The organism is Acinetobacter sichuanensis, assembly GCF_003024515.2.
GTDB lineage: Bacteria > Pseudomonadota > Gammaproteobacteria > Pseudomonadales > Moraxellaceae > Acinetobacter > Acinetobacter sichuanensis.
The window spans coordinates 138,256-157,354 of record NZ_PYIX02000002.1; the positions used below are offsets into that span (position 1 = coordinate 138,256).

Here is a 19,099-nt window from a genome sequence, read left to right on the forward strand (position 1 = left end):
GAGAATCACATACAAGATGGCTTGTTTAGATTAAACTCATCGGATAGAACAATTAAAGTGCAACAATAATAAATGAGAAGTGTTTTCATTTGCAACTACTTTTTAGAGAGTTTTTATTGATTTTATAAATTAAAAATGCAAAAAGGATGCCTAATTGCATCCTTTTTACTGATTAAAGCAAAGACAATTTATTGGAAAACAACCGTTTTATTTCCATCCACAATAATACGATCTTCCAAATGCCATTTTACTGCACGTGCTAAGACATTACGTTCCACGTCTTGACCTAATTCACGCAATTGTTCAACTGTAAAGTCATGGCTTACACGCTCTACATCTTGCTCAATAATCGGACCTTGGTCTAAGTCAGCAGTCACATAGTGTGCCGTTGCACCAATCAATTTCACACCTTTTTCATGTGCTTGTTTGTATGGATTTGCACCCACAAATGCAGGTAAGAAAGAATGATGAATATTAATAATCTTCATTTCCCATTTAGAAACAAATTCTTCATCTAAAATCTGCATATAACGTGCAAGAACAAGTAAATCATCACCTTGAACTAACTCATCAATTTTTGCATAAGCTTCACGTTTATTTTCTTTATTTACAGGTACAACATGGAATGGAATACCAAAATTTTCAACTGCGCTGCGTAAATCTTCATGGTTCGAAACGACTTGTGTAATTTGGCAAGCCAAACCACCACGCGCATGACGCCAGAGCAACTCAAGTAAAGCATGGTCGACTTTTGAAACCAAAATACCGACTTTTTTCAAATCACTTACAAAAGCAAGACGCCAATGCATCTCATAACGTTCAGCGACATTTTGCGAAAAAGTTTGCAATAACGTTTCTTTACGGCTTTGCAAATTTTCAAGTTCAAACTCAACACGCATGAAATAACGTCCGCCCTGAGCTTCAGTTGCATATTGATCAAGCGCAGTAATATTTGCTCCTTGATGATACAAAAAGCTCGATACAGCTTGCACAATGCCTGGTTTATCTTCACAAGTAATCAGGAGACGTGCTGTGTTGGCAGTGGTCATGTTCATTTAATTGATATCACTTATACGTTAAATTGAAAAACAGCCAAATATTCTAACGCTTTTTAAAAAGCTTTCAATGATTGTGCGCTATTCAATCATGTTTTAATGTCGATAAACTCGCAAATAGCTCAGAAGAACCAAAACTTTCCAATAAGCGCTCATAAGTTTCTCGACTTTCACCCCGTAAATATGGACCTTCTAAAAATACCATTTGACGTAATGCTTGCCAGATCCATTTTTCATCTAAATGATTTGAATTACTCAAATGCCCTGACATATATAAAAAATTTGTCCAGTTGGTTAAAACAATCCAAATATTAATAATTAAAGCTTCAATTTCTGAGGCTGTCATTTGCATTAAACCTGCGTCGACAAAGGCATGATAAATTTTTTGCCCTTGTTGCATCACTTTTCCTGCAAAACGTGGATACACTTTTCTAAAGTCACCATTATTTTCAATTAAATGGTAAACATCACGGTGTAAAAAACGATATTCCCAAAGTTGACTGCTCAAAACTTGAAAATAACGAATTTTATCGTTGGCATTGACTACACGGTCATCGGGTAATGCGAGCATGTCTAGCGTTTCTTTTTGATAACGCTCCATGAGCTCTTTAATGATCTCTTGTTTGTTTCGAAAGTGATAATACAAATTCCCAGGACTGATCCCAAGCTCAGCAGCGATATGGTTGGTCGTGATTGAACGCTCGCCACGTTCATTGAACAACTGCAAGCTGATTTGCAAAATTCGATCTTTGGTTTTTACCGTTTTGGAGTGCGACATCCTAATACCATCTTTCAGCGTTAACATAGGCTAACATATAAAGTGACTTGACTAATTAGAGCTTTTACTCTAAAAATTATCATAAATCAGCTCCTCTCTAAAGGTGTGCGAGATGAACAGTCAAACAAAAACAAATTCAATGACTTCTTATTCCCCTGAAGTTCAACATTTACATGATACGCTCACTCAGCAAAAACAAGCGTATCAACGTTATCCCGTTCCAACTGCGAAAGAACGCATTGAACGTTTAGCACGTCTAAAAAAAGTGTTACTAAAATATCAAGATCAAATTGCAGAAGCAATTAATCAAGATTATGGTAATCGCTCTATTACTGAAACAAAAATCGGTGAACTCATCACCTGTTTAGAACAAATCAAATATTATAGTAAAAATCTAAGTACATGGATGAAGCCATCTAAACGTCATGTTGGCATCATGCATCAACCTTCAAAAGCGTGGGTACAATACCAACCTTTAGGGGTCATTGGTATTATTGCACCATGGAATTACCCATTAGTTCTTTCCGTTGGTCCGCTCATTTGTGCCTTGGCTGCGGGTAATCATGCCATGATCAAAATTTCAAGTTCATCAATGAATTTTGGTTATGTGTTGGAAAATGCACTTTCAGAAGCATTTCCACGTGAATTGGTTTCTGTAGTCACAGGCGGTGGCGTTATTTCTGATGCCTTTTCACATTTAGCTTTTGATAAAATTATTTTCACAGGTTCAACCAATATCGGTAAAACTGTGATGGCGGCTGCGTCAGAAAACCTAGTGCCTGTCATTTTAGAGCTTGGAGGTAAATCACCTGCTATTGTTCATCCATCTACCGATCTCAAAGACGTTGCTCAGCGTTTAGCTTTTGGAAAACTATGGAATGCTGGACAAACATGTGTGGCTCCTGACCATTTATTCTTACCTAAAGGCACAACTGCTGAGTTTGTTGAACAATTCAAAACTATTGTCAGCTCAATGTATCCTCATCTTGCGCACAATCAAGATTACACATCTATCATTAATGATAAACAATTTAATCGTGTGCAAAGTTACTTAGAAGATGCTCAAGCACAAGGTGCTCAACTGGTAGAAATTAATCCTAAACATGAAGACCTCAACCAAGTCCGTAAAATTGCACCTACCTTAGTCACAGGTGTAACGACTGAAATGGACATTATGAAAAATGAAATTTTTGGTCCTGTATTACCGATTATGGAATATGATCAAATTGATGATGTGATTGACTTTATTAATAGCAGACCTCGCCCACTTGCATTATACTATTTCGACTTTGACGATGCGCGAGCACAATATGTCGCTCAGCGTACCCATTCAGGGCACTTTGGTCAAAATGCATTATTGACCCATGTTGCACAAGATGACCTACCATTTGGTGGTGTTGGTGCATCAGGTATGGGGAAATATCATGGTCCAGAAGGTTTTTTCAACTTGTCGCATGAACGCTCTATGATGTCTATGCCAAAACTATTTAGCATAAAATTCATCCTACCGCCATTTGGCGGCGCTGTTCATAAAATTTTAGAGAAAACTTTTATCCGCTAAATGATCAAGGCATGATCTATCGTCAAAGATCATGCAGTGTTTTCACCGATTCCGCTTGTCTTTTAAGCGGAATTTTGGTATAAAACGCCCCTTGAAAGAATTCAATCCGTTTTATTTTGACTGGCCATACAGATTTGCTGTTGGCTAAATCAATGGAGTTACACCATGTCTAAGGTTTGCCAAGTTACCGGCAAGCGTCCAGTCGTTGGTAACAACGTCTCACACGCCAACAACAAAACTAAACGCCGGTTCGAGCCGAACCTGCACCACCACCGTTTCTGGTTAGAAAGCGAAAAACGTTTTGTACGTCTTCGTTTAACCACTAAAGGTATGCGTATTATCGACAAATTGGGTATCGAAAAGGTTGTTGCTGACCTACGTGCTCAAGGTCAAAAGATCTAAGGAGTCCGAACCATGCGTGATAAAATTCGCCTAGTTTCTACTGCTGGTACAGGTTATTTCTATACCACAACTAAAAACAAACGTACTATGCCGGAAAAAATGGAAATCAAAAAATTTGATCCAAAAATCCGTCAACACGTAATTTTCAAAGAAGCTAAAATTAAATAATTTTAGTTTTCTAAAAAATACGACCCTTTTGGGTCGTTTTTTTTTGCCTTTTTTTTATGCAAATTGTTAAAATTGTCCCACTTTATCTTTGGCACTCTTTGTGCTTTTCCTTTTTATTCACGTTATCCCATCTTTCAAGGAGTGTTTAGTGCCTCATGATGTAGACTTGATTATTTTACTCGCCGTGGGTTTTGGTATTGCCCTCATTTTTGGCTATATCGCTGCTCGATTACGCCTCCCTCCTCTGATTGGTTATCTGATTGCTGGCATTATTATTAGTCCAAATACGCCAGGTATAGTGGCAGATCTGGCACTTGCTAACCAACTTGCTGAACTTGGTGTCATGTTTTTGATGTTTGGTGTTGGGATGCATTTTTCATTAAATGATTTAATGCAAGTACGCCGCATTGCCTTACCGGGTGCGATCTTACAAATTACTGTTGCCACATGCTTAGGCATGATCGTATCGCATTTTTGGGGCTGGAGTTGGGGTTCATCTCTCGTTTTTGGTTTAAGTTTATCTTGTGCAAGTACTGTCGTTTTGCTTAAAGCACTTGGAGATAAAGGCTTACTTGACTCCGTCAACGGTAAAATCGCAGTAGGTTGGTTACTTGTTGAAGACCTTGTGATGGTTTTAGTCTTGGTACTTTTACCTGCGACAGCGGTTTTATTAGGCGGACATGCGCTTGCAGGACAAGCATCTGATGAAAATATTTGGCTCACCCTTGGTATTACTTTATTAAAAGTTTCAGGCTTTATTGCTTTCATGCTCATCATTGGGAAACGTCTGGTTCCAATGATCATGCAATATGTTGCTCGTTTGGGCTCTAGAGAGCTTTTTACGCTAACAGTCGTGGCAGCAGCCGTTTCAATTGCTTATGGCTCATATGCGATTTTTGGCGTATCTATGGCACTTGGCGCTTTCTTTGCAGGCATGGTCGTTAAAGAGTCTGATTTTAGCCATCGAGCAGAAGAAGAAACGCTACCTTTAAGAGAAATTTTCTCTATTTTATTCTTTGTCTCTGTCGGGATGTTGTTTGATCCTCGTATTATCATTGAGCAACCTTTACATATTTTAGCTGTGATTGCCATCATCATGATTGGTAAAACCATCGCTGCAATGGCATTGGTTTTATTCTTTCGTTATCCAATGAATACAGCATTGACCGTCGGTGCAAGTTTAGCGCAAATCGGGGAATTCTCTTTTATTTTAGCAACATTGGGATTGTCACTGGGTTTGCTTACTCCTGAAGCACAAAATTTAATTTTAGCAGGGGCTTTATTTTCAATTACCTTAAATTCATTTTTATTTTCGGCAATTGAACCTGTACAAGTTTGGATTCGAGAGCATTCACATCTTGCTCGTTTACTAGAACGTAGTGGCGACCCTCTGGCGATGTTACCCGATGAAGTGGATCAAGATTATCTACGTGATCAAGTCGTTATCGTTGGGCATGGTGAAGTTGGACGTCGTATTACTAAAACCCTAATGGATGATGGTATTAAAGTCGTTATTGCTGAAGAAAACCGTGAAATTGTTGAAAATCTGCGTGAAAAAGGTATTGCTGCTGTTTCTGGTCGCGCCACTGAACCTAGTGTACTGATTCAAGCTCATATTCAACATGCTCGTTTGTTGGTGATTTCTCCAATGGATATCTTAGATATTCATAAAATTGTCGATACGGCAAAACTACTCAACCCTCAAATTCAGGTTTTAGTTTGTGCTGAAAGCAAAGAAGAAGCTGAAATTATTCGTCGAGATCAGATTGGTCAGGTTTATTTTGCTAAAGAAGAAATGGCGAAAAATATGAGTAATCATATTTTAAATCAGATTCAAATTGCGCATCATCACGAACCAACACATTGATTCATTCCAACAGACTATCAAATATGGTAGTCTGTTTTTGCTTGATTAAAGTCATGATAAACAGAAATCACAACTTCATAAAATACGCTTTACTCTGCACACTTTAATGATAAATGTAATTGAAATATAAAAGATCAATAAGAGGACAACATGTTTTTATTTTATTTTGGGCTACTCATTCTCGTCATTGCTTCGATTGGCTTTCTCATCGCTGCATTCAAAGAAAGTATTTGGTGGGGCTTAGGCTGTTTATTGCTTTCTCCAGTTTCTCTGATTTTTCTCATCTTGCATTGGCATCAAGCTAAAAATCCATTTTTCCTACAACTGATTGGCTTAGCCATTATGTTTGCAGGTGGATACTTTTTTGCACCACAGCCTCTACCAACGTATTAAAATCTCAAAACTCATGTATAAAAAACGCACTTAAAAGTGCGTTTTATTCTAGATTAAACTGACAAATATAATCATTTAACTCATAAATTTAGGTTGTTCATCAACAACTTCAGCATGCCATTCATCTGCTTGTTTTTCTAATAAAGCAAATAGAGCAGCTTGAATCATTTGTTGAGCAATTGCAGGCGTTTGATCTCCTAATAATGCTTTCACTTCTTCATTAAATTGAATTGTGACTAATGGTTCTTTTTCAGATCCTGCATTACGCAATGCTAACTCCCCACCCTCAAGTTGAACCAACTCTAAAATGGCTTCTTGATTTCCAAATAATGCTTTTAACTGTTCAATAGACATAAAAACCCTCCATGCTCAACCATGGGGCAAAATGCCGAATGCATTTTGCATCTTGTAACTATTGTATATAGTCATTTAAAAATAAATTTCAAGTAAAACCAATCAAATTGATCAGAATTCAACCATTTCGTTACGAAAACCATCAATAAGCTGCGTTAAATCACGATGCCATTCACGTAAAATTTTGGTATCGGGCAGCCAAGCTTGTGGTGTTTGAGTGACTTTAATAATTAAATTTGACGATGTTTCTGCTTCAGGCTCTGGTGTACTTGGTTCTGGTGCGTATTGGCATAAACGATAGGCTCTTTTTAACTCTGCAATAAATCCATCTTTAGCAAGCTTTTGCATCACCAATACTTCAGGTGAAACTTGTCCTTTTGCAGCCATATGTTCTTCAATAGACTTAAGTGTTGGTGCTAAATCATTTAAACGGTAATAACGTACTAATTCTTGTAGAAATGCCAAAATAGTTCCATGCAAATGAAAAACGGCTGCTTCACGATGTGCTTGTGCTTGCTGCACATGTTCAGTTTGCTCTGCTTGTTGGCATGAAAGTCGTGCGAAATACAGTTTTTGATTAGTGCGATCTGCATGAAAGCGAGCAACTCGTGACATGATATAATTTCCTAAATTTTGGCATCTTTTATGAGACTAAGAGTAAACTTTCTTTTGTCTTCTGCACAACAATATTTATAAATGATCTAGCTCAATAAAATAGATGTTTCGTTTTGCAATCATTGAAAATGGTTGTGAAATTGGTCGTACATTACAAATGACCCATGCCCAATAACCATCTGCCCAGTAGCTTGCACAAGCTGCTTCAAACTCATTTATTCGCCATGCATGAACAGATTCAATATCCACAAGCGCAATGGCTTGTCCAATATCTTCATCCTCTTTTTGAGTTAAATATCTATTATTTTCTACAATCAATAAATCTTTCAGAGGTAAATATTCAGGTTTCCAAGTGCGTATTTCTAAAGTTTTTATACCTTGCGCAATCTTCATTCCATTTGGCTTCACAATAGATAAAGCAGGATATAGTTTTTTCATATTGACCCATAAAAAAGGAGCAATCTATTTGCTCCTTCTTCACTTTTACTCAGCTTTTGGCTTATCTTCCGCGGCTTTGACACGGATACCAGCACCTTTGACTTTCAGTGTATTTAAACCTTTGATCGCTTTGATGGCTTCACGTGCATTTGGCATTTCAACAAAACCAAAACCTTTAGATTTTTTGGTTTCAGCATCCATCACCACAACAGCGGATTCTACTGTGCCATAAGGTTTAAACAATTCAAGTAATTCTGCTTCAGTTACTGAACGCTCTAAGTTACGCACTAAAATTTTCATGATCAAACCTTTAATATCTTCCTTATAGTTTAATCTAGATCAAGTTCAAAATCTAAATTAATCGTGTGATCTTTAATTCAAGTCATTTCATCAAATCATTTACTGAATTTTTTATTCTAAAATCCATATCAAGCTGTAGTTTTTATCTTACTAACTCTCTAAAAATCATCCAATTTATACTGTTTTGAACTTTATTTAGCAGTTTATTGCTCAGCAACTCATCCTTGATAATCCGCCTTTTGTCGGATTTCATGCCTCATTTCAATCTTTAAAATGCCAAATAATTCACCGATATAATCTAGTTTTGAGAGACGAAAAACATTGCTTTGTTTAGTACATGTTAAAATTCAGTCTTATTATTTAATTTTTTTAAATTCTCCCAAAGCAATATGTACTCCGTTAAAAAACCTTTTATTTTTCAATCAGGTTTCACCCTTATTGAAGTCATGGTTACGGTGGTGATTGTCGCAATTTTAGCGGCAATTGCAATGCCTTCGTACACCCATTATATCCAACGTGCCAATATTAAAGCAGCTCAATCTGACCTTGTTGCACTCGGTTTGGTCTATGAAAATTTCTATCAACGAAATTTAAGCTATCCAAGTACAGACTATAGCTCTACCAGTGCATTAACAAATGCAACAACAGGGTTTCCACAATGGTCTCCAACAAAGCAAGATGTTTTTGAGTTTTCAGCAGCGCATACTGAAAATAACAAAGGCTACACGCTCACAGCGACAGCAAAAAGTTCAAGTAACTTAAATGGTTGTTCTTTTAGCATCAATGAAAAGAACATAAGAACCATCAATAACTGTCATGGTGTGACATGGTAAAAGTGCAACAGTTTCAAACAGGCATAAGTCTCATTGAACTGATGATTACGATTGCCCTACTTGCCATTTTAGCGACTACTGGTTCTGCCTTTACAGCGCAATGGGCAAAACAAGCAGAACTCGATAAAGCAACAATGTCCTTTAAAAGTGCCATTGCTTTAGCCAAATCGACTGCGCTTCGTAATGAATATGCGACACAGCATGATTTACCGATTAGTCAGCTTTGTTTCGATGCCAATACCAGTGAACTCACCGTTCGTAAAGCCTCAAGCACAGGTTCTGCAAGCTGTAATAGTCCAGTAATTTTTAGTGCATTTTTAAAAAGCTCAATTGAAATTCAGCATAGTTTGACGAGCTCACCATTTAAATGTTTTGCCTTAAACAATTATGGTCAAGTCATTTCTGAAATTACGGGCAATTGTAAAACACATGTAGCTGTAACCATCAGCAATGGAACATTAAATGAAAACCTTAGCTTCAATTAATCACAATCAACGTGGGGTTGGATTAGTCGAAGCCCTAGTCTCTGTTGCGCTCTCGAGTATTGTTATTTTAGGGGCTGCTTATGCCACAGGAAAAATGCTCACTAGTCAGCAACAATCAAATTTGCAATACATTGTCATTAATGAACTGCAAGCTCGCTTACAAAATGCCACTGTTGAACAGAAAAAATCTTGGTGTAACAAAACAGAAATTCCCACTATTTTGCTGCCAAAAGAAAAAGATGTCACAAAGATTGAGGTCAGTTGTGATGACGTCAATGTGACGATCAATAATAGTGCCAATGCCACGCATAACCGTACTATTTCAGAAAGCCAACCTGTGAAATTTGAAGTGAATAGTCCTCTTTTAGGTGGAAAACTGACTGTAGGTGAAGCATTAAAATGAAACATCAAGCAGGTGTGACTTTAATCAGTTTATTGATTGGTTTGGTCATCGCAATGTTATGTATGATTGCGGTACTGACGACCTATCGAACAGTTGCAAAAACAGGTGCTGAGTCTAGAGTTGCGGCAAGCCATGACACTCAGTTACAAATGGGCTTAACCAATGCACAAATGTTATTACAAAGTGCGAGTTTTGGCTTAGAAGGCAATACTCATTTTAATGCAAATGCGACAATTCGCGTGCAAAGTGATGGCAGAACACAATCCATTAAAGCCATAGTTTGGCGTTATCAAGATGATAATGAAGTTGTATGCCAAGGCTTAGCTGATCTTGAACATCCAAACCATAAACAACGTCAATTTGCATTACTCAAAGGTACAACGGATGGAAGTCATTGTGATACAACACAAAATTTAAGTAACTTGACATGGACAGTACAGAGTAGCCTTGCCAATTTACAAGATTATTCATTAGATCAATCCAACCCTGCACAAATTACATGGCTTCAAAGTAGCGCGCCATGTACACCTTATGGTTCAGGCAAAATTGATGAATCTACAGCGCATGCTGTCATCACCTTATCTGCAAAAACCAGTACACAACACAGTGCGAATTTAAGCCCTGTAAATGTTGCTGTGTGTTTATTAAATATCTCTACGTCATAAAGGCAAATTTTATGAATTCGACCTCACAACATTTTGCCTCATCACAACGAGGTTTTGCCACCATTTTGGTTGTACTCTTGGTTGGGCTAGCTTTGGGTGCTTCAGTGCTTGGAACCGCCTATTATCTAAGAAGTTCACAAAAAAGTTTGGTTGCAAGTCATGCTTTAACCAATGCTCAATCAGGTGCATGGACAGGTGTAGAAATTTTTCGGAAATATCTGAATGATTTAGATGGTGAAACAATTCTAAGTTTAAACAATCAGACCTTACACTTAAATGTTCAAGCAGGACGTGAATTAACAGTCAGTCAAATTCAAACAGCACGTGTTAGTACACATCCTGAAACTTATCAAGTTGCGGCTCAAATTCAAAATATGAGTACAACATCTGAAGCATCCTCAACCATTGGTATAGTCTATGAAGTGACACCAGATGGCGCAGCCTCATCATCAGGAGAGGGGGAATCTGGTACTTCTGGAAGTTTTGAGAATGCTATGAATTTTTATGGAGGGCTTACTGTTGGGGGAGATATAAAAATGGCAAATGCTGGAGAAAATGCTGTTATTAATGTCGATGGAAGCTTTAAATCAGGCGGAGTTAGCTTAACTGGTGTAAAAACAATCAATTCTACTAGTGATGTCAATCTAGGTAGTTCAACAAAAATTGAAAATGTTTATGCGAATGGTACGATTACATTGGTTGGAAGTGCAACAATTACAAGCATTGCCTCAGCTCAAAAAGAAATTTATATGCAGAGTTGGGGAAATCCTCAAGGTGAGTTCTATGCAAATGGTAATATTTATTTGAAAGGTAGTGATGTTAAACGGGCTGATACCCTGAAAAGCATCACAAGCACAGTATGGTCCCGAGTTGGAACTGCCCTTGCCAAAGAAAATATTACCTGTGTTGGAACTGGATGGTCTGCGTTTGATACCCTTCAAGCGACCAAGTTAATAAACTGTCCAACTATCTCAGGCAAAACATATACGCCACCGATTACCACACCACAAGGTGCATTTGCAGCTGTTTCTTTAGCAAGTCGCCCTTTAGTTAATGCCTTAAACTCTAAATACTTAAACGAAGCGAATTATATTTTCAAATATAACGCTACACTTGAACGTCCTATTGTCACCATCAATAATGTTCAAGGAATCCCTAAAGGTGATTATGAAATAGGAAAATATTCAGTAAATAACACTCAATATTGGGGGCATATTTGTAAAGAGTTAAATAGTGATAAAACTTGTAAAACAACAATTTTAGCAAATATAGCACCCAATAAATCTCAAAAAACAAGAATTTCCTATAACAATAATACATGGACTGTAGATGATGAGGTGGGTAATGCAACGGGAAAAGTGGGCAGTAAAATCCCTCCAACGATTCCCTCTTTAGCACCAGGCATTATGCTTTTTTATGGTAATGTTAATATGCCTAGAGGACTTTTTGTTAATACTATTTTAGCGACAGGCAACATTAATTATGGAGCGTCAATTACAGTTTATGCTCCAAATTATGCAGGACCTAGCTCAACCTGTAATGTCACAGGATACCAAATGCCCTTGAACCTATGCTCAGATGCTTTAACAATGACAAAAGCAAGCATAGGGAATATTGCTTTACTTGCTGGATCATGTGCGGATGATTCCTCCTTAGAAACATGTACATCTTCTTATAATGGTGGAACGATTACACTAGGTAGTAGTTCTTATGTATATGGCAATGTTATTGCAGGAAATATCCTAGACACCTCTGGGTCAAGCCATATATTAGGTGCAATTCTTGCAGCTGCCTTAGGTGATGTTGGTCAGGGCAATAAGTTAGGAAATACTACAACCATTGATTTTGATGGTGTGAATGATCATGAAAATTTCAAACCATCTATTCCTAAAGATGATAGTGACAATACTCCCCCAATAAATACTGCAACAGACAAAGCCAAAATTCGTTGGGCGCGTTATATCTAAATACTGATCAAAAAAATTTAAAATGAGGAGAGCAATCTCCTCATTCTTTACTTAATCCAAATCAATACCAAAATCTAAATGAATCGCCTTACGTTCAATTAAAGCACTTTTCACCGTTTGTTCACGCTGACGATAATGCGTTTCAGTAGTACATAAATTGCGTGTTAAATCATTCAAAAAATAACTTTCTACTTTACGTCCGCGTTCATCAATTTGGCTCTGTGCCCAGAAACTTAGATTTTGTTTGGTCAAAATCAGTTCATTTTGTGCACGAGTCAGTGCCACATAAAGTACACGACGTTCTTCCTCAACTTCATCAAAATTGCCTTGCGCACGGGCATGTGGATATTGCCCTGCTGATACATTGGCAACATAACAGACTTTTTGTTCTGTGCCTTTTGCTGAGTGAATGGTAATCAGCGTGACCACATCATCCTGTGACTGACGCTCTATTTCGGAAATAGAGACAGGATCGAGTACATATTCTTCTAAAAATTCACTGAGTTGAGAATGCTTAGACGCCAACTGTTTCACCAGATCAAAATCACCTACGCGTTTATGCCAGTCTTTCTTGGCATAGTTTTCTTCGAGTTGATTGATAATCGCTTCGACGCCCAATTTGACACAGGCTTCAACTTCAGTTTTCAAGACTGCCATTTGCTTCATGATCAGCAAGGTGTTGTCAGGAATACGTCCAAACTTTTCCAATTTTTCAGCAATTTTATCCAGATCAGGATCGATTAAAAGTTGCTGTGCAAGTTTACTTGCACCAACATCACCGACACCATTCCACAGCGTTAAAAAGCGCATCCATGCAATATCATCCAATGGATTGGCGATCACACGCAGTAAACTGAGTAAATCTTTCACATGCGCTGTTTCCAGTAGTTTCATTCCACCAATAAAACGATACGGCACATTGGCTTGAATAAATGCAGCTTCAATATGACGAGCCGCAAAAGCTGAACGTACCAAGACCATGTGATCATTCCACGCTGCGGCTTCAAGTAAATGACGCTCTTTAATATCAATGGCGATCCATTTTGCCTCATCAAACTCATTGGGAAAGACATGCATGCGTGGTTTTATGCCATCGCCTCGATAGGCTTCGAGCTTTTTGTCGTATTTAATGGCACTTTGATCCAACAACCAATTGGACAGGTCTAAAATTTCTTGGGTTGAACGATAGTTTTTTTCGAGTTTAAAAATTTGTGCATCAGGCACACGTTCTTTAAAATGGTGAATATTTTCAAAATCTGCACCACGGAAGCCGTAAATTGACTGTGCATCATCTCCCACACAAAACAATGAAGTTTTGTCTTTGAGTGGTTCTAAAATTGCCCATTGCAGTGGATTGGTATCTTGCATTTCATCCACCAACATATGCTGACACAAGCTTGCAACATAGTCCGTCAAGCCTTCGGATTGTGCCAAGCCTGAAGCCACCACAGCCAAAATATCATCATAATCGAGAAAATGACGTGCCTGTTTGCGTGTCTCGTACTCTTTCATGATTTCTGCAATTTGGTCTTTATATTCTAAAAACTCAGGCAATTGTTTTTCTAAAGCCAAGCTGAGTTTTTGACGAGTATTTCGGGCAAATGAATATAGATCACAGAGTTGTTGCGGTTTTGGTAATGCATTTGGATTTTTCTTATCGTCTTTACCACGAATCAGGCGAAACAGCATGAGTTGATCATCACGATCAATAATTGAAAATTGTTCCAATCCAAATGCTTTTGGTACACGGCGCAGGAGGTACATACAAAATGTATGAAATGTTGATGCGCGTAAGCCTTTGGCTTGATCGCCCAAAGCCAACTCCACACGCGCCACAATTTCACTTGCGGAACGGCGGGTAAAGGTCAAAATCTGAATTTGATTGGCAGGAACGCCTTGATCTATCAGATAAGCTGCTCGTGCCACGATGGTTTTGGTTTTGCCACAACCTGCCCCTGCAAGGACTAGACTGTGCTTGGTTTCAGTCGTAGCAGCTTGTTTTTGTTGAGGGTTTAATTCGTTGATCAGGTTGGCTAAACTCATGGGTACTCATCGTTTGGTGGATGGTGAGTAGTTTAGCAGAGCTATAGATAAATTATGTGTCTTTGACTTAGAATCAAGTCATGAAATAACGTTCAATTGAATAACCAAAAATGCAGAAAAATACCATTTACCAGATTTTTAATTTTCAGACTGAAGGTAATTGCTTTTACCAACTCATTCGACCAAAAGGTTTTGATAAAGAAAAAGGGATTAAATTCAACCCTTTCATAAAAGAAGAATACGATTATAAAAGCGAAGTCGTCATGTATCCTCATGATGACTTTGATATTTACCCAAGTTTTGACCTAATTCGTTTTGATAAAATGAGCTGTTTAATTCGTCTTTATTCTTTACGATTTGGTGAAAGTTATATTCTTGATCATCAATTTGATTATGCTGATGCAATTGATGTAATCAGTCGTTTTGGTCATGAACATTTTCATACTGTGAGTAAATTATTACTTAAAAAATATGGTATAAAACCTGATGAGTATTGGATAGATGAATAAGTACAAGATTCCTCAATGGAATTTCCCTCCCTTTGGGAGGGACTAAGGCAGGGGAAAAAATAAATTTAACGACCAATCAACCTCACCACATTTTCACACGTTCTTTGCAAATTCTTCTCACCATTTTTTAATGCTGTCCGTAAATCACACGCACCATCAACAATGCCGAAAATTGCAGTAAAACCCTCTTCATAAAGTTCTTCAACACCCTCACCCACATAGCCTGCAAAAGCAATCACAGGTTTATTTAAATGCTTCGCCACTTGTGCCACGCCATACGGGGTTTTGCCAAACTTAGTTTGAAAATCAATTCCACCCTCACCTGTAAATACATAATCTGCCTGTGCAATTTTTTCAGCAAGTTGGGTTTCTTCAACTACGATTTCCACACCTGAACGGATGATTGCGCCTGCAAACGCCATCAAGCCAAAACCCAAACCACCTGCTGCCCCCGCACCTGCAATATTTTTCACATCAATTTTCAATTGCTGCTCAACCAAATCTGCAAAATGACTCAAGTTTTGATCCAGTATTTCTACCATTTCAGCGTTTGCACCTTTCTGTGGTGCAAACACATAAGACGCACCATTTTCACCACACAATGGATTATTCACATCACTCGCAATAAGAATTTCTGTGTCTTTTAGGCGAGTATCCAATTGTGAAAGATCAATACTTTGGATTTGATTAAGCTGACCACCACCCACCGCAACAGATTGACCATTTTTATCGAGAAATTTCACACCTAGTGCCTGTGCCATACCTGCACCTGCATCATAGGTGACACTGCCACCAAGCCCAATGATGATTTTAGATACCCCAAAATCCAATGCCGCCTTAATCATTTCCCCTGTGCCCAAAGTTGAAGTGAGCATCGGATTTCGTTGCGACTTTTCAAGCAGATGAATACCGTTTGCGAGTGCCATTTCAATCACAGCAGTTTGATCATTTTCAATCAGACCAAAATAAGTTTTTACTTTTTTATGTAGCAATGAATTGCAAACTTCAATTTCGACTTTTCTCCCCTGTCGAGCGGAGATCAAGGCATCTACAGTTCCCTCACCACCATCCGCCATAGGCACATGTATGCAAATAGCATCAGGGATGACTTTTTGGATGCCACGCTGCATTGCCACACAAGCTTGTTCAGCTGTCATACTTTCTTTAAATGAGTCAGGGGCTAAGAGAAAAGTTGTCATTATTCATCATTTTAATTGCGTATTTCCAAACTATTAATAGCATGACTTTTCAATAAATTATGCTTTCTTTTTCAATTTTACATGTTCATAGATTCTTTCTTCTGTTTAATACGTTTGTCTTCACTTCGAAGATACAGCCAAATAAAGAAAATCAGTAAGACAGTAATGATTGCTAAAATAATGCCAATTCCTGTATCAATCACTACATTATCTTTATGTATCTCATTGATCATAAAGTATAAAATACTGATCACAGCAGATAACATAAACGACGTTTTGTATATTTTATTCATCGTTATTATCAATAATTCAACATTGTTTTAGAACAATATCGTTAAACTCATCAATAATAAATCATGAAATTGTAGAAAATTATGACACGTGTAAATCTTGGCAAAACAGCACCTGAACTTTATAAAACTGTGATTGAACTTGAAAATTTATCTATGCAAAAAGTTCAACAGGCAGGAATCGAAATTGGTTTTTCGCATCTGCTAAAATTAAGAGCTTCGCAAATTAACCAATGTGCTTTTTGTGTACGTATGCATACGCAAGATGCCATTAAAGTCGGTGAATCTATTGATCGGATTGCGTTGATCAGCGCATGGCGTGAAAGTGAATATTTCTCTGCAAAAGAACGTGCTGCCTTGACTTTGATTGAAGAAATTACCCTGATTGCACAGCAGCATTTCCCAGACGCTGCTTATGAACAAGCAGCAAAAGTTTTGTCGAGTGATGAAATTACTGCGATTGAATGGATTGCGATTGTGATTAATACATGGAACCGAATTGCCATTTCAAGCCAATATAAAGTCGCGCCTTGAGTGAGTTTAAAGCACTGCTTTAAGTGAAGCGCAAGACGTAACGAAGTGGTGTAGAGCCTAAAATCCTCTCTCCCAATGGGAGAGAGTTAGAGAGAGGGGGAAAATATATTCTTCTCTTTTATTTCAATAATTAAGAACTTGCAGGTGGAATCTTTTTAATCGCTGCTGCAAAAGTCAGATAATTCACCCCTTGGAATAAAATATCCACACCTAAAAATAACCCTAACACCCAAAATGGTGAATCAGGAGAAGCCAAAATAATCGCACCTGTAGCTAAGGTCAAAATCCCTGAAAATAGTGTCCAACCCCAACCTGCTGTAGGTTTGAGCATAAAAGCATTAAAAATACGGATAAAACCACCAATCAACAAAGCAATTGCAAGTAAACTGGTTAAAACCACGGCTGTCTTGATAGGTGAGTTAAACGCATAATAACCTGCGATCAAATACAAAACACCAAACAATGCCCACAACCACCTTAAGCCACCGTCAAATATTTTGAATGCCGCGATCAAATGTAAAACACCACCGATCATCATCAGTACGCCAAAAAGCACAACAACAGTCAGTGTAGCCATACCTAAAGAGGCAAGTAAAACTAAGCCAAAAATGACCAATAATGCGCCCAACAACACATACCATTTCCGATTTTCATGTAACTGATGCCGAACTAAATCATTTCCTACAGTACGCATAATCTTCTCTTGGTTGTTATTCATTCATTTGATTGTTGATCTAATTCAGTTTTTTGTCTGTATAAAATCTGCATCTTGAGCGAGAACAAAGCATCGCTTTGTTCGAAGCGCAAGACTAGCGTAGCAATAAAAAATGCATTGCTTTATTCGAAGTGCAAGACAAACGTAGTGATAAAAAGCAAAAGCTTATCCAGAATTGAAGAGCAATGAATAACTTTTATTTCACCCAACCAATTTCCTGAGCGGTTAAATCACTGATCATGGTATCTTCCAAATTATCAGGAGTTTTACTTTTCGTTGCGCTCAGTGGAATATAGCCACCCATGATTTCAGCATATTGTTGCGGATATCTTGGATTTTGCTCAGGATGTGCATATCCCAATGGAAAAATCGGCTGTCCTGTGTTCAGGTCATATTTATCCTTTGCACCAAAGGTATGTAACAGTTCATGCACTAAAACGACTTTATTGCTTTCGCTCTGCTTTTTAGAAGCAAATAAATTGACTGAGCCAATACGACCTTTTTCAAGTGCTGTTGAGTGTTTTAAACTTTGTATATTTTGGGGATCATAATAATTTAAATAGAGCGTTACAGCAGGTGCACCATCACCATTTTCATGTTGTTTCCAAGCATAAAACCTAAACTTTAGACTCCATAAAATACTATTGAACAGACTTGGATTTTCTGGAACTTTAGGTGGAATATTTTTAAGTTCTCGTCCGAGTTGAAAATAGACTTGAATCGGCTGTCCACGAAATTGTTTCGACTGTTCCATTAAATATTGTTTTGACTCATCTAAATCATCAATCGAAAGTTGCTGAATATAATGCTCAGTTGCCGTTTGCCCATCCGCATTAATCGGATGAAGCAGCACAATAATGGCTTTATTCCAGTTTTGATTCATATCACGCCAAGTATTCACTCCAACAACCAATAAAACAAATAATAAAATGACCACTCGGATTTTTTTCCACATCGTTTTATTCCCCCAAAATTTTGATATCACACTGCATTTTTAAATATTTCTGCTTTTATATTAAACACATCTATCTGATGAATATTTCTTTTATTTTCATTTCAATAAATTTGTAATAATGGTTCAGGTTTATTTTCAACAAAATTTTCCCACACAAAATCATAAAGCTTTCTTTGGTTTGAAAATACCACTAAAGCTTTCGCTTCTGGCAAGCTACACCAACGATATTCAGTATGCTCTTTATTTAAAACAACGGTTTGCTCATCCTGACAAATGGCTACAAAAGCAGGGATCATTTCAATAACATTAAGACTGGCTTCATAAAACTGTTCAATATAATCGGCACTAAATAAATGTTTTGGCTGAATATTTGTTTCCTCTCTTATTTCTCGGAGAATGGCTTGGCTTGCTGTTTCATCTAGTTCAACTTTTCCTGCGACATGACACCAAAAACCGCCTTTCACACGTTTCATCAATAAAATTTTAAACTCACCTTCAATTTTTGAAAGTAAGACTGACGATACAACAACAGAACGAATTGGAATCATTGAAAATCTCTATTTATATTTA

The 19,099-nt window shown here is 37.6% G+C and carries 24 protein-coding genes; 12 read left to right on the forward strand and 12 right to left on the reverse strand.

Annotated elements, in window-relative coordinates; all coding sequences use genetic code 11:
• Positions 1–188 precede the first annotated feature (188 nt).
• Entirely contained in the window at positions 189–1,055 is an 867-nt protein-coding gene (gene purU, locus C9E89_RS02055) for a formyltetrahydrofolate deformylase (protein WP_107006784.1), read from the reverse strand.
• An 85-nt stretch (positions 1,056–1,140) separates the two neighbouring features.
• Positions 1,141–1,833, reverse strand: coding sequence for a TetR/AcrR family transcriptional regulator (locus C9E89_RS02060; protein ID WP_107006785.1), 693 nt, complete (start codon positions 1,831–1,833; stop codon positions 1,141–1,143).
• A 112-nt stretch (positions 1,834–1,945) separates the two neighbouring features.
• Between C9E89_RS02060 and C9E89_RS02065 the strand changes: the two genes are divergently transcribed.
• From C9E89_RS02065 to C9E89_RS02085, 5 genes are all read left to right on the forward strand, one after another.
• Positions 1,946–3,394 carry a coniferyl aldehyde dehydrogenase gene (locus tag C9E89_RS02065; RefSeq protein WP_107006786.1) on the forward strand — a complete coding sequence of 483 codons (1,449 nt, stop codon included), beginning with the start codon at positions 1,946–1,948 and terminating at the stop codon, positions 3,392–3,394.
• Positions 3,395–3,559: 165 nt separating this feature from the next.
• Positions 3,560–3,796 (forward strand): 50S ribosomal protein L28, encoded by a 237-nt coding sequence (rpmB, locus tag C9E89_RS02070; RefSeq protein WP_000048256.1) that lies wholly within the window; start codon positions 3,560–3,562, stop codon positions 3,794–3,796.
• 12 nt (positions 3,797–3,808) lie between these two features.
• The gene (rpmG, locus tag C9E89_RS02075; RefSeq protein WP_003654787.1) at positions 3,809–3,964 is read left to right on the forward strand and encodes a 50S ribosomal protein L33; all 156 of its coding nucleotides are present in this window, start codon (positions 3,809–3,811) and stop codon (positions 3,962–3,964) included.
• 148 nt (positions 3,965–4,112) lie between these two features.
• Positions 4,113–5,831, forward strand: coding sequence for a cation:proton antiporter (locus C9E89_RS02080; RefSeq protein WP_107006787.1), 1,719 nt, complete (start codon positions 4,113–4,115; stop codon positions 5,829–5,831).
• Positions 5,832–5,981: 150 nt separating this feature from the next.
• Entirely contained in the window at positions 5,982–6,224 is a 243-nt protein-coding gene (locus C9E89_RS02085) for a hypothetical protein (protein WP_107006788.1), read from the forward strand.
• A 75-nt stretch (positions 6,225–6,299) separates the two neighbouring features.
• Here the strand turns inward: C9E89_RS02085 and C9E89_RS02090 are convergent, their stop codons facing one another.
• From C9E89_RS02090 to C9E89_RS02105, 4 genes are all read right to left on the reverse strand, one after another.
• Positions 6,300–6,578, reverse strand: a complete 279-nt coding sequence (locus tag C9E89_RS02090; RefSeq protein WP_107006789.1) for a hypothetical protein — start codon at positions 6,576–6,578, stop codon at positions 6,300–6,302.
• Positions 6,579–6,689: 111 nt separating this feature from the next.
• On the reverse strand, positions 6,690–7,193 hold the full coding sequence (locus tag C9E89_RS02095; RefSeq protein WP_107006790.1) for a DUF6586 family protein: 504 nt from the start codon (positions 7,191–7,193) through the stop codon (positions 6,690–6,692).
• Positions 7,194–7,268: 75 nt separating this feature from the next.
• Positions 7,269–7,631, reverse strand: coding sequence for an ASCH domain-containing protein (locus C9E89_RS02100; protein WP_107006791.1), 363 nt, complete (start codon positions 7,629–7,631; stop codon positions 7,269–7,271).
• A gap of 45 nt (positions 7,632–7,676) precedes the next feature.
• Positions 7,677–7,931, reverse strand: coding sequence for an RNA recognition motif domain-containing protein (locus C9E89_RS02105; protein ID WP_107006792.1), 255 nt, complete (start codon positions 7,929–7,931; stop codon positions 7,677–7,679).
• A gap of 389 nt (positions 7,932–8,320) precedes the next feature.
• Between C9E89_RS02105 and C9E89_RS02110 the strand changes: the two genes are divergently transcribed.
• Genes C9E89_RS02110 through C9E89_RS02130 form a run of 5 tightly spaced genes read left to right on the forward strand, consistent with a single transcriptional unit; the run spans position 8,321 to position 12,284 of the window.
• Positions 8,321–8,764: a type IV pilin protein gene (locus C9E89_RS02110; protein WP_107006793.1), complete on the forward strand. Its 444-nt coding sequence runs from the start codon at positions 8,321–8,323 to the stop codon at positions 8,762–8,764.
• Complete coding sequence (locus C9E89_RS02115; protein ID WP_107006794.1) at positions 8,758–9,249, forward strand: pilus assembly FimT family protein; 492 nt, start codon at positions 8,758–8,760, stop codon at positions 9,247–9,249. The genes C9E89_RS02110 and C9E89_RS02115 overlap by 7 nt, the downstream gene beginning before the upstream one ends.
• A complete protein-coding gene (locus C9E89_RS02120) occupies positions 9,227–9,652 on the forward strand; it encodes a PilW family protein (RefSeq protein ID WP_107006795.1) in 426 nt (141 codons plus the stop codon). The genes C9E89_RS02115 and C9E89_RS02120 overlap by 23 nt, the downstream gene beginning before the upstream one ends.
• Positions 9,649–10,317 carry a PilW family protein gene (locus C9E89_RS02125; protein WP_107006796.1) on the forward strand — a complete coding sequence of 223 codons (669 nt, stop codon included), beginning with the start codon at positions 9,649–9,651 and terminating at the stop codon, positions 10,315–10,317. The genes C9E89_RS02120 and C9E89_RS02125 overlap by 4 nt, the downstream gene beginning before the upstream one ends.
• 11 nt (positions 10,318–10,328) lie before the next feature.
• Positions 10,329–12,284 (forward strand): hypothetical protein, encoded by a 1,956-nt coding sequence (locus C9E89_RS02130; protein ID WP_107006797.1) that lies wholly within the window; start codon positions 10,329–10,331, stop codon positions 12,282–12,284.
• A gap of 51 nt (positions 12,285–12,335) precedes the next feature.
• On the opposite strand, the gene C9E89_RS02135 is transcribed toward C9E89_RS02130, so the two are convergent.
• Positions 12,336–14,327 carry an ATP-dependent helicase gene (locus C9E89_RS02135; protein ID WP_107006798.1) on the reverse strand — a complete coding sequence of 664 codons (1,992 nt, stop codon included), beginning with the start codon at positions 14,325–14,327 and terminating at the stop codon, positions 12,336–12,338.
• 110 nt (positions 14,328–14,437) lie between these two features.
• Here C9E89_RS02135 and C9E89_RS02140 point away from each other — a divergent pair, with 110 nt between their 5' ends.
• Positions 14,438–14,836 (forward strand): hypothetical protein, encoded by a 399-nt coding sequence (locus C9E89_RS02140; protein ID WP_107006799.1) that lies wholly within the window; start codon positions 14,438–14,440, stop codon positions 14,834–14,836.
• 65 nt (positions 14,837–14,901) lie between these two features.
• Here C9E89_RS02140 and C9E89_RS02145 read toward each other — a convergent pair whose 3' ends face one another.
• Together C9E89_RS02145 and C9E89_RS02150 are read right to left on the reverse strand one after the other, a co-directional pair.
• Positions 14,902–16,035 (reverse strand): glycerate kinase family protein, encoded by a 1,134-nt coding sequence (locus C9E89_RS02145; protein ID WP_107006800.1) that lies wholly within the window; start codon positions 16,033–16,035, stop codon positions 14,902–14,904.
• 77 nt (positions 16,036–16,112) lie between these two features.
• Positions 16,113–16,328, reverse strand: coding sequence for a hypothetical protein (locus C9E89_RS02150; protein WP_147305706.1), 216 nt, complete (start codon positions 16,326–16,328; stop codon positions 16,113–16,115).
• Between the two features lie 81 nt (positions 16,329–16,409).
• On the opposite strand from C9E89_RS02150, the gene C9E89_RS02155 reads away from it, so the two are divergent.
• A complete protein-coding gene (locus C9E89_RS02155; RefSeq protein WP_107006802.1) occupies positions 16,410–16,859 on the forward strand; it encodes a carboxymuconolactone decarboxylase family protein in 450 nt (149 codons plus the stop codon).
• A gap of 130 nt (positions 16,860–16,989) precedes the next feature.
• Here the strand turns inward: C9E89_RS02155 and C9E89_RS02160 are convergent, their stop codons facing one another.
• The 3 genes from C9E89_RS02160 to C9E89_RS02170 form a co-directional block, all read right to left on the reverse strand.
• The gene (locus tag C9E89_RS02160; RefSeq protein ID WP_107006803.1) at positions 16,990–17,553 is read right to left on the reverse strand and encodes an HdeD family acid-resistance protein; all 564 of its coding nucleotides are present in this window, start codon (positions 17,551–17,553) and stop codon (positions 16,990–16,992) included.
• Positions 17,554–17,770: 217 nt separating this feature from the next.
• Positions 17,771–18,529, reverse strand: coding sequence for a hypothetical protein (locus tag C9E89_RS02165; RefSeq protein ID WP_107006804.1), 759 nt, complete (start codon positions 18,527–18,529; stop codon positions 17,771–17,773).
• A 101-nt stretch (positions 18,530–18,630) separates the two neighbouring features.
• Positions 18,631–19,077, reverse strand: a complete 447-nt coding sequence (locus C9E89_RS02170) for an NUDIX hydrolase (RefSeq protein ID WP_107006805.1) — start codon at positions 19,075–19,077, stop codon at positions 18,631–18,633.
• Positions 19,078–19,099: the final 22 nt, after the last annotated feature.